The following is a 13,588-nucleotide window of genomic DNA, read 5'->3' on the forward strand; positions in this document are numbered from 1 at the left end:
CCACCCCGCGTGGCGCAGTATCTCGTCCGCCGCCTGCTGATCGCGATCCCGAGCCTGCTCGGGATCAGCGTGATCCTCTTCACGGTCCTGGCGCTCGCGCCGGGCGACCCGTTCGAGGAACTGGCGACCAACCCGGCCATCCCGCCCGAGGTGCGCGCGAACCTGCGCGCCAGCCTCGGGCTGGATGACCCGATCCACATGCGCTACTTTGCCTGGCTCACCTCCATGCTGCGGGGCGAGTGGGGCTTCTCCTTCGTCAGCCGCATCCCGGTGGACGACCTGATCCTGCAGCGCCTGCCGGTGACCATCGCGGTGATCGGGGCCTCGCAGATCGTGGCGCTGGCGATCGCGCTGCCGGTCGGCGTCTATGCCGCGACGCGGCCCTATTCGATCTTCGACCAGATCGCCAACACGCTGGCCTTCGTGGGCTTCTCGCTGCCCACCTTCTTCACGGGGCTGCTGTTCATCCTGTTCTTCTCGATCTACCTGGACTGGCTGCCCTTCGTGTTCCGCACCGACATCGAGGCCACGGGCTGGAACTGGTGGTGGCAGCAGCTGCGCCAGTCCATCATGCCGATCATGGTGCTGGGGCTGTTCCAGGGCGCGGCCTGGACGCGCTTCGTCCGCTCCGCGGTGCTGGACGTGATCCGGCTGGACCATGTCACCACCGCGCGCGCCAAGGGCATCCCCGAACGCGCGGTGACGATGCGCCACGTGGTGCGCAACGCGATGATCCCGGTGGTCACGCTGGTCGCGCTGCAGATGCCGGCGGTGTTCGGCGGCGCCATCGTGACGGAGCAGATCTTCCGCGTGCCGGGCATCGGCAGCCTGCTGATCAGCGCGATCCTGGCCAACGACACGCCGGTGATCATGGCGGTCACCTTCGTCATCGCCGCCCTGGTGGTCTTCTTCAACCTGCTCGCTGACGTGATCTATGGCTGGCTCGATCCCCGCATCAGCTATCGCTAGCCCGGGCGCCGCCGCGCGCCCGCGCATCGGCCCCTGGCGGGAGGCCTGGCGGCGATTCCGCAAGCACCGGCTTGCGGTCGCCTCCGCCGTCGTGCTGGGCACGATCATCCTGGCGGTGCTGATCGGCCCGCTGTTCTGGACGCTGCCGATCGATGAGATCGACTTCACCGCGCGGCTCGAGGGCCCCTCGCTCGCGCATCCGCTCGGCACCGACGACCTCGGGCAGGACCTGCTGGCGCGCATCCTCTATGGCGGGCGCATCTCGCTGGCCGTCGGCTTCGCGGCGATGTCCGTCGCGGTCAGCGTCGGCGTGCTGGTCGGCGCCATCGCCGGCATGGCGGGCGGGCGGCTGGACGCCGCGCTGATGTGGCTGACCGACCTGTTCCTCTCCCTGCCGCAGCTGCCGCTGCTGCTGCTGATCATCTACCTGTTCCGCGACGCGCTCACCGGCGTGGTCGGGCAGGAACTCGGCGTGTTCATCCTGATCGTGACGGTGATCGGCGCCTTCAACTGGATGCAGGTGGCCCGCCTGGTGCGCGCGCAGTTCTTCTCGCTGCGCGAGAAGGAATTTGTGGAAGCGGCGCGGGCCCTCGGCGCTTCCCGCGCGCGGCTGGTGTGGCGGCACATCCTGCCCAACGCGCTGGGGCCCGTGATCGTCGCGGCGACCATCGACGTGGCCGCGGCGATCATCGCGGAGAGCACCCTCTCCTTCCTCGGCCTCGGCTTCCCGCCGGACATCCCCACCTGGGGGCGCCTGCTGTTCGACGCCAAGGACAACCTGGACTTCGCGCCGCACTGGGCGCTGTTCCCCGGCCTCGCGATCTTCCTGACGGTGGTCAGCATCAACTTCGTCGGCGACGGCCTGCGCGACGCCCTCGACCCCAGGCGCGTGCAGTGATTTTGTTCGTGTGCCCTCAGGCGCCGGGCGCGCGCTCCGCGCGCTTGGCTCGTCACGCCGCAGGCGCGCTGCCAGCACGACGCACCGGCGGCGGCCGCCATTCGGCGGCTCGGCCAGCTTCGCTGGCCGCCTTGGGGGAACGCGGATGACCGGCCGCCTGCTGAACATCCGGGGCCTGAAGGTCCACTTCAAGACCGACGATGGCTGGGTGCATGCCGTGGATGGCGTGGACCTCAGCCTGGATGCGGGCGAGACACTCTCCGTCGTCGGCGAGTCGGGCTCGGGCAAGACCGTCACGGCCAAGACGATCCTGAAGCTGATCGACATGCCGCCAGGCAGGATCATGGACGGCAGCATCCTCTGGCAGGGCGAGGATCTGGTGCCGGCGCGTCCCGACCGGATGCGCGACATCCGATCGAAGGAGATCGGCTTCATCTTCCAGGAGCCGATGACCTCGCTGAACCCGGTCTACACGGTGGGCGAGCAGATCGCGGAGACGGTGCGCCAGCACCAGCGCATCTCCCGCAAGGCGGCGATGGATCGCGCCGCGGAGATGCTTTCCCTCGTGCACATCCCGAACGCCTCCCGCCGCGTGCACGACTATCCGCACCAGTTCTCGGGCGGCATGCGCCAGCGCGTGATGATCGCCATGGCGCTGTCCTGCGACCCGAAGCTGATCATCGCGGACGAGCCCACCACCGCACTCGACGTGACGATCCAGGCGCAGATCCTCGACCTGCTGAACGAGATGAAGGAGCGGCTCGGCATGGCCGTGCTGCTCATCACGCACGCGATGGGCGTGGTGGCGGAGACGGCGCAGCGGGTGATCGTGATGTATGCCGGCCAGGTGGTCGAGGAGGCGCCGGTGGAGGCGCTGTTCGACCGCCCGCTGCACCCCTACACCCAGGGGCTGATCCGCTCGATCCCGCGTCTCGACCTGGCCGCGACCGAGCATCGCCGGCTTGAGGCGATCCCCGGCACGGTGCCGAGCCTGCTCTCCCCGCCGCAGGGTTGCCGCTTCGCCGCGCGCTGCGGCTACGCCATCGAAGCCTGCCGCGCCGCCCCTCCGCCGCTGCGCGACATCGCGCCGGGCCGCAAGGTGGCCTGCATCCGCGCGGAGGAGATCGCATGAACCGGCCTCTCCTGCGCGTGGACAACCTGGTGAAGCGCTTCCCGGTGAAGGGCGGCGTCCTGCGCCGCACGGTCGCCGAGGTGCATGCCGTCTCCGGCGTCAGCTTCGACCTGGCGCCGGGCGAGACGCTCGGGCTCGTGGGTGAATCCGGCTGCGGCAAGTCCACGACGGGGCGGCTGATCCTGCGCCTGATCGAGCCGACGGAAGGCACGATCTGGTTCGAGGGGCAGGACATCACGCGCTTCGACCAGCAGCAGATGATCGCGCTCCGGCGCGACATGCAGATCATCTTCCAGGACCCCTACGCCTCGCTGAACCCGCGCATGACGGTGGGCGCGATCATCGCGGAGGCGCTGGTGATCCATGGCCTCGCGAAGACCGCGCGGGAGCGCGAGGACCGCGTGGTGGAACTGCTGGAGACGGTCGGGCTCAACGCCGACCAGATGCGCCGCTTCCCGCACGAGTTCAGCGGCGGCCAGCGCCAGCGCATCGGCATCGCGCGCGCGCTGGCGGTCTCGCCCAAGCTGATCGTCTGCGACGAGCCGGTCTCCGCGCTCGATGTCTCGATCCAGGCGCAGGTGGTAAACCTGCTGGAAGATCTGCAGGAAAAATTCGGGCTCACCTTCATCTTCATCGCCCACGACCTGTCGGTGGTGGAGCACATCAGCGACCGCGTCGCCGTGATGTATCTCGGGCGGATGGTGGAGATCGCCTCGGCGCGGGAGCTCTACACCACGCCGCTGCATCCCTATACCGAGGCGCTGCTCTCGGCCGTGCCGATCCCGGACCCGAAGCTGAAGCGCGCGCGCATCCGGCTGCAGGGCGACGTGCCGAACCCGCTCAACCCGCCGAGCGGCTGCCACTTCCACACGCGCTGCCCGATCGCCGACGCCGGCATCTGCCGAACGGAGACGCCGCCGCTGCGGGAGGCACGCCCAGGCCACTGGGTCGCCTGCCACAAACGCGGGTGATCACCCGCGCTGCCGCCATTCCTCCTCCGTGATGCGCGGCAGGTCGAAGCTGCCGGTCATGCGCACATAGCCGCCCGGCGTGTGGGTGCGCCCGATCAGGTCGAGCCTTGCGGTATCGATGTAGTGGCGCTCGGCATCCAGCACGCAGTCGTCGCGCACATGCATCGCCAGGCAACGCCCCAGCACCAGGCGGTGGCCGCCGATCGGAATGGTCTGGAAAAGCGTGCATTCCAGCGCGACCGGGCTTTCGGCGATGCGCGGCGGCGCGATGCGGCTGGAAGGCGCGGCGGTCAGCCCGGCCGCCGCCAGCTCGTCCACCCCGGGCGCGAAGGGGATGGCGGTGACGTTCATCGCCGCGGCGTTGGCGGACGACACCAGGCAGACCGTGAACGCCCCCGTCGCCGCGATGTTGGCCGCGGTGTCCTTCACGCCCCCGCCATGCGGCGGCTCGATGCTGACGCCGACCACGGGCGGATCCTGCGACAGCACGTTGAAGAAGGAGAAGGGCGCGGCGTTCACCACGCCGGCGGCATCCAGCGTCACCACCCAGGCGATCGGGCGCGGCACGACGGTGGCGGTCAGCAGCTTGTAGCGCTCCTTCGGCGGCAGCGCTTCCATGTCGAAGATCACGCCCGGAAATGCTCCTCCGCCCGCGCCCAGAAGACGATCTTCCTCTGCGCCCATTGCAGCGTGGCGTGCAGCGTGACGCCCATGATCGACAGCACCACGAACAGCGCGAAGGCCGCGGCGATGTCCAGCGCGAAATTCGCCTGCAGGATCAGGAAGCCGATGCCCTTGTTGGCGCCGACGAACTCGCCGACGATCGCGCCGATCACGCTGAACACGATTGCCGTGTTCAGCCCCGCGAAGATGAAGGGCAGCGCATTCGGCAGGCGCAGGTAGCGCAGGATCTGCCAGCGGCTGGCGCCCAGCGCGCTCATCAGGTCCAGCCGGTCCTGGTCCACCGCCTTCAGCCCCGCGATCACGTTCACCAGCACCGGGAACAGCGAGACCAGCGCGACGATGACGATCTTGGATTCCATGCCGAACCCGAACCAGACGATGATCAGCGGCGCCACCGCCACCTTCGGCACGGTCTGCAACGCCACGACATAGGGATAGACGATGCGCTCCGCGGTCGGGAACACCACCACCAGGATGCCGATGGCCAGCCCCAGCAGGCTGCCCGCGACGAAGCCGGACACCGCCTGGAAGGCCGTGATCGCGGCATGGCCGAGGTAGTTGGCGCGCGCGAAGCCGATGACGAAGGCCTCCGCCACCGCGCTCGGCGCCGGCACCAGGTAGGGCGGCACCTCAAAGACGCGGACGATGGCTTCCCAGACGGCGATGAACACCACGAAGGTCGCCAGCGGCAGCGCCGCCCTGCGCAGCCAGGCCGTCACAGCGCCGCCCCGGTCGGCACGCCGCCGAGCAGCCCGCGCACATGGTGCACCATGCGGCCGAATTCGGGCGCCAGCGTATCCTCCATGCTGCGCAGCCGCGGCGCGGGGTTCTCGATGATCTCGATGATGCGGCCGGGGCGCGGCGACATCACCACGATGCGGTCGGCCAGGAACACCGCCTCCGCGATGGAATGGGTGATGAACAGCACGGTCTTGCGGCTGGCCGCCCAGATGCGTTGCAGTTCCAGGTTCATCCCCTCCCGCGTCATCGCGTCCAGCGCGCCGAAGGGCTCGTCCATCAGCAGCAGCGGCGCATCATGCACCAGGGCGCGCGCGATGGCCGCGCGCTGCTGCATGCCGCCCGAAAGCTCCTGCGGGTAGTTCCGCTCGAACCCGCCGAGCCCGACCAATTCCAGCAGTTCCTTCGCCTTCGCCGTGTATTCCGCGCGCGGCAGATGCAGCACGTCGGCCGGCAGCAGCACGTTGTCCAGCACCGTGCGCCAGGGAAACAGCACCGGCGTCTGGAAGACGATGCCGACATCGCTGCGCGGTCCCGTCACCGGTCTGCCGTACAGCGTGATGCTGCCGCTGGTCGGCGGCCGCAGCCCCGTGACCAGCTTCAGCAGCGTGCTCTTGCCACAGCCGGAGGGGCCGACGATGGCAACGAACTCCCGGTCCGCCACCTCCAGGTCGAAGCCCGCCAGCGCCTCCACCGCCGAATCGCCCCTGCGGTACACCATGCCGAGGCCGCGGATGCTGAGCGCGGCCCCCCTCCCGGCAGGCTGCATCCGGTCAGGCCGCGCGCGCCCGCTGCACGATCGCGCCGGTGTCCATCGCGTTCACGCGGCCGATGAAGTCGGTGGTGAACAGCGTCGCGCTGTCGATCGGCTGCGGCATCAGCTTCTGCTGCACCATGAAGGCCTGCATGCGGTCCCACTGGTCCTTCGTCATGCTGCCCCATTGCGTGGAGGCGTCGTCCCAGCGCTTCCACAGCTCCGAGGATCGCGTCAGCACATGCTTGGCCCGCGCCATCGCCTCCTCCTCCGACAGGCCGGTGGGGCGGGTGAACATCTTCCAGTGCTCGCGCACCGTCGCTTCCGGCGCGACCTGGGCGAAAATCGATCCCGCCACCACGCCGCGTAGCGCGCCCACCACGGCATCCGGGTTCTGACGCATCCAGTTCGTGTTGGCGATCAGCACGGCGGAGGGCTGGTCGCGCTGGAAGTAGCGCAGCTTGATGCCCAGCGTCTCGATCACCGCATGCTGCGCGCGGAACAGCGAGAGCGCCTGCACGCGGTTGGTGCGCAGCGCCGTCGCCGCCGCCGCGCCATTGCCCACAGGGATCAGCCCGACGCTCGAATCGGCGTTCAGCCCCGCATCCACCAGCATCGCCCGCAGCGAGGGGATCGCGCCGGAGGCAAGGTTGGCCACGCCGATGTTCTTGTCCTTGAGGTCGGCGATCTGGCGGATGCCGCTGTCCTCCGGCACCACGATCTCGTAGATGTTGCCGCGATCCTGCAGATACACCGCGGTGATCGGCAGCGTCGGGTTGCGCTGCTTCGCCAGGATCATCGTCTCCATGCCGACATAGCCGAGCTGCGCCTGGTTGGTGGCGACGAGCTGCAGCGTGGCGGCGGAGCCGGCGGCGGTGCCGAATTCCGCGTCGATCCCGTTGTCCCGGTAGAAGCCGAGCGGGATGCCCAGGAACAGGAAGCCGTGATAGGCCTCGATGGTCGCCGAGGCGCCCCAGATGCGCACCTTCGGTGCCTGCGCGCGCGCCGCGCGACCGCCCATCGCGGCTGCAACGATGCCCGCCGCGCCGGCCTTGCCGAGGCCACGCCTGCCGATCCCGGACATTGCCATCCTCCTCTCCTCGCCCGGCCTTGCCGCCGTGCCTGATGTTCCGCTGTTCCCGGTGGTGCTGTCGAGTCTCAGTCGGCGAATCGCGGGATGACCTTCGTGCCGATCAGCTCGATCGCGCGCATCACCTGCGCATGGCTCGTGTGGCCGGCCTGCAGGAAGAAGATCATCTGGTCGACGCCGACCTTGGCCCATGCCTCGACCTGGCGGCAGACCGTGTCGGCGTTGCCGCCGATCGCCATCGCATCGGCGATCAGCTCGTCGTTGCTGCGCTTGCTGATCTTGTCGCTGATCCGGCCGACGCCGCCATCGGTGGCGAAGCGCACGCGGTTCAGCTCGGCGTCGTTGTCGCCGTAGTACCAGCGCGCCGCGGCGCAGGCCAGGTCGCGCCCGGTGCGGTCATCGTCATGCACGCAGGAGATCGCGAACACGCCGGTCTGCGGGTTCGGAACGCGCGCCACCAGGGACGACGCATCGGCATGGCGTATCGCTTCGCGATAGGCGGCGATGGAGGGTGCGGTCTCCTCCGGCGTGTTGCGCGTCACGCCGATCACGCCGAAGCCCTGCCGGCCGGCATGGTGCCAGGATTCCAGCGTGGAGGCGGCGACCCAGATCGGCGGATGCGGACGCTGGATCGGCCGCGGCACCACATGGCGCGGCGGCAGGTCGAAATGCGCGCCCTTGAAACCGGGGAACAGGTCGTTCTCCAGCATGCGCAGCACGGCTTCCATCGATTCCCGCCCGACATCGCGGCCCAGCGCGGGATCGTGGCCGAGGCCCGTGACGACATAGGGCGAGGTGCCGCGCCCCGCGCCGAAGTCGCAGCGGCCGTTGCTCAGCACGTCGAGCGTCGCGACCTTCTCCGCGATGAAGAAGGGGTTGTGCACAGGCATCAGGATCACGCCGAAGCCGAGCCGCATGTGCTTCGTGCGCTGGCTGATCGCCGCCAGCACCATCTCCGGCTGGGAGCAGTGGCCGATCTCGATGAAGAAGTGCTGCTCGGTGATCCAGAAATGGTGGAAGCCTGCGGCGTCGGCGGCCTCGGCCTGGGTCAGGCAGTTCCAGAAGCCCTCGCGCTCGGTGGTCTCGGTCCAGGGACGCGGCATCTGGATCTGCGTCATCAAGCCGAACTTCATGCGGGCGCCTGTTCCGTGACCTTCCTCGGGGCGGAACGCTATGACCGGCGAGACCTTCCGTCCAAGGCATAAGCGGCATAGCCTCCATAACCGGATCGTTGGATCGCCCTGCGATGGACACGCGCGCGCTGCGGTACTTCCAGGTTGTCGCTGAATACGGCTCCTACAGCCGCGGCGCGGAATGGCTGCGCATCTCGCAGCCCGCCGTCAGCCGCCAGATCCGCGCGCTGGAGGACGAACTCGGCCGCAAGCTGTTCCGACGCCACGGCCATGGCGTCACGCTGACCGAGGCCGGGCGCATTCTGCTCGACCGCACGCAATCCGCCTTCCGCACGCTGGAACAGGCGCGCAGCGAGATCCGCGGCGCGACTGCGGGGCCGAGCGGCGCGGTGACGCTCGCCGTACCGCCCGCCGCGGGCCGCTGGCTGATGCCGCCCCTGGCCGAACGCATGGCGCGCGAATTGCCGGGCGTGCAGCTGCGCGTGCTCGGCGGCTTCTCCGGCACCATCGAGGATTGGCTGGTGCGCGGCCGCGTGGACCTGGCGCTCGCGCATGATCCTCTGCCGCGCAAGGGTTTTCGGATCGTGCCGCTGGCGCGCGAGGAGGTATGCCTGGTGGGGCTGCCCGATGCGCCCGCCCTGGCACGCGGCTTCGCAACGCCCGCGGCGGTGGCGAAGCTGCCGCTGATCCTGCCGGGGCGGCCGAACGCCTCGCGCCGGCTGCTCGATGCGTGGCTGGCCGAGGAAGGCGGCGCGCCGCCGGCACGGCTGGAGGTGGACGACCACTCCGTGATCCGAGCCCTGCTGCGCGCGGGCGCCGGCTTCGCGCTGCTGACTCGCGGTGGCTTCGCCCGGGAGGCGCAGCGCGGCGAGCTGGCCGGCGTGCCGTTCCGCCCGCGCGTGCAGTGGACGCTCGCGCTGGTCGGCGCCGCCGAGCCCGGCGAGCCCGAGGTGGTGGAGCCGGTCGCCGCGCTGCTGCGCCGCGTGGTCAAGGAAGCGGTGCGCGCCGGCTGGCCCGCCCGCGCGCTGGACGGCGCGGCGCGGTCGTGAACAGGATCGCCGGCCGAGGAGGATCGCATGTCGAAGCATGATTTCACCGCCGAGGAATTCGCCGGCCGCGTGGCACGCGCAAGGCGCGCGGTTGCCGCCGCAGGCCTCGACTGGCTGGTGGTGGTGCATCCCGTCTCGATCCACTGGCTGACCGGCGGCGAGGCGAAGTCCTACCAGGGCTTCCAGTGCCTGCTCCTGGCTGCCGATGCGAAACCGCTGACGCTGCTCTCGCGCGGTTCCGACATCGGCGAATGGCAGGACGACGCGCTGATCGAGGAAGCGATCGGCTGGGGCGGCGGGGAGCCCGCGGACCCCATCGAGGCCTTCGCGCAACTCGCCCGCGACCGCGGGCTGCTCAGCGCGCGCGTCGGGCTGGACGTGCCGGGCTACTACCTGCACCCGCATCACTATCTGCGCCTCAGGGACCTCCTCGGCCCTGCACTGGTGGCGGAGCCGACCAACCTCATCCACGACCTGAAGGCCCGCAAGTCGTCGGCGGAACTGGCGCTGACGCGGGAAGCGGCGGCGCGCGCGGACGCAGCCTTCCGCGCCTGCATGGCGATCGCCGCGCCGGGCCGGTCGGAGCTGGAACTGGCGGCGGAAGGCTACCGCGCGCTACTCGCCAGCAATTGCGGCCTGCCCGCCAGCACGATGAACCTGGTGACCGGCGAGCGGCTCTGCTACCCGCATGGTGCGCCGACGCAGCGCGTGCTGCGCGCGGGCGATGCCGGCAACATCGAGCTCGGCGCCGCCTTCCGCCGCTACACTGCGACGCTCGGCCGCAACTTCCAGCTCGGCAAGCCGCCGGCGCGGCTGCGCGCCGTGCATGACGTGGTGCGCGACGCGGGCGAGGCGATGATGGCGGCGATCCACCCCGGCGTGCCCGCGATCGTGCCGCATGAGGCGGCGAAGCGCATCATCGCCGCGGCAGGCCTGGATGCCGGGCGGCTGCACACCTCCGGCTATGGGCTGGCGCCGGGCTTCCCGCCTTCCTGGGGTGAGCCGCTCAACATGTTCGGCGGCAGCACCGCGGTGATCGAGGAAGGCATGGTGCTGACCATCGAGCCGCCGGTCTTCCTGCATGCGGAGCGGCTCGGCGCGCGGCTGATCGACAACGTCATCGTCACCGCGACGGGCGCCGAGCTGCTGTCGAAGCTGCCCCGCGCGATCATCGAAGTGGGGTGAGGCGCACGATGCCCCGCCCCGTTGCGCCCGCTACCGGATCGGCATTGAATACATCAGCCCGCCGCGGGTCCACAGGTCGTTCAGCCCGCGCGGCAGGCCGATGGGCGATCCGGCGCCCAGGTGCCGGTCGAAGATCTCGCCGTAGTTCCCCACCGCCTTGATCGCGTTGTAGGCCCAGCGCCGGTCCAGCCCCATGAACGGCCCGTGGTCGCCACTGACGCCGAGCAGACGCCGCACCTCCGGCCGCTCGCTCTTCAGCATTTCGTCCACATTGGCCTGGGTGATGCCGAGCTCCTCCGCCTCGATCAGCGCGAAGACCGTCCAGCGGACGATGTCGAACCACTGGTCGTCGCCATGCCGCACCACCGGGGCCAACGGCTCCTTCGAGATGATGTCGGGCAGCACGACATGGTCGTTGGGCTGCGGCAGTGCGCTGCGGATTCCGGCAAGCTGGCTGGCATCTGTACTGAAGGCGTCGCAGCGGCCGCTGACATAGGCCAGCCGCGTCTCGTCATTCTGCTCGAACACCACGGGGCGGATGTTGATGCGGTTGCTCCGCGCCCAGTCCGCCAGGTTCAGCTCGTTGGTGGTGCCGGAGGTGACGCAGATCGAGGCGCCGTCGAGCTGCGCAGCGCGCGTCACGCCCGCGCTGCGCCGCACCAGGAAGCCCTGGCCGTCGTAGAAGGTGACCGCGGTGAAGTTCAGCCCGTTGGCCGTGTCGCGCGACTGGGTCCAGGTGGTGGTGCGCGGCAGCAGGTCGATCTGGCCGGATTGCAGCGCCGGCAGCCGCGCGGCGGAGGTCACCACCGTGAAGCGCACCTTGCCCGGATCGCCGAAGATCGCCGCCGCGACGGCGCGGCAGGTGTCGGCTTCCAGGCCCTGGTAGACGCCGCGGCTGTCCGTCACGCCGAAGCCGGGCGCGCCCGGATGCGCGCCGCAATCCACCACGCCCTTGGCGCGCGTGGCGGTCAGCGTCGGCCCGGCCGGCGCCATGGTCTGGGCCGCGGCGGGCAGCGCGAAGGCCAGCGCTGCCCCCACGGCGATCAGGCTGCGTCGGATCATCGTTTCTCTCCCTGTCCCGCGGGCGCCGTCCGTGCGCCCGCCAATTGGATCGCCACCACCGCTGCCAGCACCGAGACGCCGATCAGGAGGCGCGTCAGGTCGGTCACGGAATGGACGAAGGCCGCGACCATCCCGGTCGCCAGCATCGCGGCGCGCAGCGGAACGCCGAGCGGCGCCAACAGGTAGCCCGCAAAGCCGGAAGTGATCAGCGTCAGCGCCGCAAGCTGGATCGCCACGGCCAGCAGGATGGCGCCGATGTCCCCGCGCAGCATGATCGCCGGGTCGTAGATGAAGGCGAAGCCCACGGTGAAGCCCGCGATACCGTAGCGGGACGCCTGCGCCGCCGTGATCAACGGGCTGGTCTTGGCGATGGCCGCCGCGGCGAAGGCGGCGGCGGCGACGGGCGGCGTCGCATCCGCCAGCACCGCGAAGTAGAAGACGAAGAGATGCGCCTGCAACGGCTCCACGCCGATGGCGCGGCCGAGTTCCAGCACCTGCGGGACGCCGATCGCGGCAGCGATGATGTAGGCGGGCGTCGTCGGCACGCCCATGCCCAGCACCAGCACGGTCAATGCCAGCAGCGTCAGCAGCAGCGGCAGCGATCCGCCGGAGAGCTGCTTGATGATGCCGCCGAACGCCACGACCATGCCCGTGGCGGTCAGCGCGGAGACCACGATGCCCGCCCCCGCGATGGTGACGGCCAGCGGCGCCATGGTGAAACCGGCCTGCGCCAGCGCGTTGAAGACCTCGCGCGGCCCCATGCGCGTGCGGGCGCGCAGCAGCGAGACGGCGACCATCGCGATGGTGGCGCAGAAGGCGGCGAAGTTGCCCGACCAGCGCTCCATCATCAGCCAGACCAGCAGGATGATCGGCAGCACCAGATGCGCATCCGCCAGCACCTCGCGCCAGGCGGGGATGTCCTTCAGCGGCATCGGCGCCAGGCCCATGCGCTTCGCCTCGAAATGCACGGCGGCGAGGATGGCGAAGTAGTACAGCATCGCGCCCAGCGCCGCGGCGACGATGATCTGGCCGTAGGGGATGTTGGTGATCTCGGCCATCACGAAGGCGGCCGCGCCCATCACCGGCGGCATCAGCAGCCCGCCCACGCTCGCCGCGCTCTCGATCCCGCCGGCCGAGGAGGGGCGGTAGCCGGTGCGGATCATCAGCGGGATCGTCATCGACCCCGTGGTGATGACGTTGGAGACGGAAGACCCGCTCATCGTGCCGAACAGGCCGGAGGTCACCACCGCCACCTTCGCCGGCCCGCCGGCATAGCGCCCCGCCACGGCGGAGCCGAAATTGGAGAACAGCCTTCCCGTGCCGGAGGCCTGCATGAACGACCCGAACAGCACGAAGACCGCGATGATCGTCGCCACGATGCCGGTCAGCGGGCCATAGACACCGCCCGCGGTGGGCACCAGCCAGGCGGCCTCGACGATCTCCTCCGGCGTGAAGGGCCGCGCGTTCAGCACGCCCGGCAGCAGATGGCCCCATTGCATGTAGGCGAGCGACAGCGCGACCATCACGGCAAGGCCGGGCTCCACCGCGCGCCGGATCGCCTCCAGCAGCGTGACGATGCAGAGGATGCCGAGCGCCATCATCGTGGGCGTGAAGGGATCGACGTATTCCATGCGATCCGCCACCGCCATCCAGTTCCACATCACCCAGGCATGCGGAACGGCGGAGGCCGCCGCCCAGGCCCAGTCCAGCAGCGTGGGGCGTGGCGTGGGCGCGGATCTGCGCGCGGGGTAGAGCAGGAACAGCAGCGGCGTGAAGACCAGCAGGTGGAAGCCGCGCATCTGGATCGGCTCCGGGAATCCGAAGCCGCCGAAATAGAGATGGACCGCGGCAGCCGCCGCGGCCCAACTCCAGCAGAGGGCCCTCAATGGCCCCTGAAGGTCGCGCAAGTCCCGGCGCGCCCGA

Annotated in this window: 13 protein-coding genes; 6 read left to right on the top strand and 7 right to left on the bottom strand. The window is 70.0% G+C overall.

The window, feature by feature from the left end:
• Positions 1-9: 9 nt before the first annotated feature.
• The 4 genes from E4T13_RS24090 (at position 10) to E4T13_RS24105 (ending at position 3,970) form a co-directional block, all read left to right on the top strand.
• Positions 10-969, top strand: coding sequence for an ABC transporter permease (locus tag E4T13_RS24090; protein ID WP_137180873.1), 960 nt, complete (start codon positions 10-12; stop codon positions 967-969).
• On the top strand, positions 935-1,867 hold the full coding sequence (locus E4T13_RS24095; RefSeq protein WP_137180874.1) for an ABC transporter permease: 933 nt from the start codon (positions 935-937) through the stop codon (positions 1,865-1,867). Before E4T13_RS24090 ends, E4T13_RS24095 begins: the two co-directional genes overlap by 35 nt.
• A gap of 145 nt (positions 1,868-2,012) precedes the next feature.
• Positions 2,013-2,999, top strand: a complete 987-nt coding sequence (locus E4T13_RS24100; protein WP_137180875.1) for an ABC transporter ATP-binding protein — start codon at positions 2,013-2,015, stop codon at positions 2,997-2,999.
• The gene (locus E4T13_RS24105) at positions 2,996-3,970 is read left to right on the top strand and encodes an ABC transporter ATP-binding protein (RefSeq protein WP_137180876.1); all 975 of its coding nucleotides are present in this window, start codon (positions 2,996-2,998) and stop codon (positions 3,968-3,970) included. Before E4T13_RS24100 ends, E4T13_RS24105 begins: the two co-directional genes overlap by 4 nt.
• On the opposite strand, the gene E4T13_RS24110 is transcribed toward E4T13_RS24105, so the two are convergent.
• The 5 genes from E4T13_RS24110 to E4T13_RS24130 form a co-directional block, all read right to left on the bottom strand.
• A complete protein-coding gene (locus E4T13_RS24110; protein WP_137180877.1) occupies positions 3,971-4,600 on the bottom strand; it encodes a flavin reductase family protein in 630 nt (209 codons plus the stop codon).
• A complete protein-coding gene (locus E4T13_RS24115; protein WP_137180878.1) occupies positions 4,597-5,373 on the bottom strand; it encodes an ABC transporter permease in 777 nt (258 codons plus the stop codon). Before E4T13_RS24115 ends, E4T13_RS24110 begins: the two co-directional genes overlap by 4 nt.
• Complete coding sequence (locus E4T13_RS24120; protein WP_240791261.1) at positions 5,370-6,113, bottom strand: ABC transporter ATP-binding protein; 744 nt, start codon at positions 6,111-6,113, stop codon at positions 5,370-5,372. Before E4T13_RS24120 ends, E4T13_RS24115 begins: the two co-directional genes overlap by 4 nt.
• 52 nt (positions 6,114-6,165) lie before the next feature.
• Complete coding sequence (locus tag E4T13_RS24125; protein ID WP_170985203.1) at positions 6,166-7,230, bottom strand: ABC transporter substrate-binding protein; 1,065 nt, start codon at positions 7,228-7,230, stop codon at positions 6,166-6,168.
• 74 nt (positions 7,231-7,304) lie between these two features.
• Positions 7,305-8,369 carry an LLM class flavin-dependent oxidoreductase gene (locus E4T13_RS24130; protein WP_137180881.1) on the bottom strand — a complete coding sequence of 355 codons (1,065 nt, stop codon included), beginning with the start codon at positions 8,367-8,369 and terminating at the stop codon, positions 7,305-7,307.
• A gap of 113 nt (positions 8,370-8,482) precedes the next feature.
• Here E4T13_RS24130 and E4T13_RS24135 point away from each other — a divergent pair, with 113 nt between their 5' ends.
• Together E4T13_RS24135 and E4T13_RS24140 are read left to right on the top strand one after the other, a co-directional pair.
• Positions 8,483-9,418 carry a LysR family transcriptional regulator gene (locus tag E4T13_RS24135; protein ID WP_137180882.1) on the top strand — a complete coding sequence of 312 codons (936 nt, stop codon included), beginning with the start codon at positions 8,483-8,485 and terminating at the stop codon, positions 9,416-9,418.
• A gap of 27 nt (positions 9,419-9,445) precedes the next feature.
• Positions 9,446-10,603 (top strand): Xaa-Pro peptidase family protein, encoded by a 1,158-nt coding sequence (locus E4T13_RS24140; protein WP_137180883.1) that lies wholly within the window; start codon positions 9,446-9,448, stop codon positions 10,601-10,603.
• A gap of 30 nt (positions 10,604-10,633) precedes the next feature.
• Here the strand turns inward: E4T13_RS24140 and E4T13_RS24145 are convergent, their stop codons facing one another.
• Both E4T13_RS24145 and E4T13_RS24150 read right to left on the bottom strand, forming a co-directional pair.
• A complete protein-coding gene (locus E4T13_RS24145) occupies positions 10,634-11,665 on the bottom strand; it encodes an amino acid ABC transporter substrate-binding protein (RefSeq protein ID WP_137180884.1) in 1,032 nt (343 codons plus the stop codon).
• A complete protein-coding gene (locus E4T13_RS24150) occupies positions 11,662-13,572 on the bottom strand; it encodes a TRAP transporter fused permease subunit (protein ID WP_137180885.1) in 1,911 nt (636 codons plus the stop codon). Before E4T13_RS24150 ends, E4T13_RS24145 begins: the two co-directional genes overlap by 4 nt.
• Between the last annotated feature and the right edge of the window lie 16 nt (positions 13,573-13,588).

Origin of the sequence: Roseomonas sp. AR75, from assembly GCF_005222815.1 — a bacterium.
GTDB lineage: Bacteria > Pseudomonadota > Alphaproteobacteria > Acetobacterales > Acetobacteraceae > Falsiroseomonas.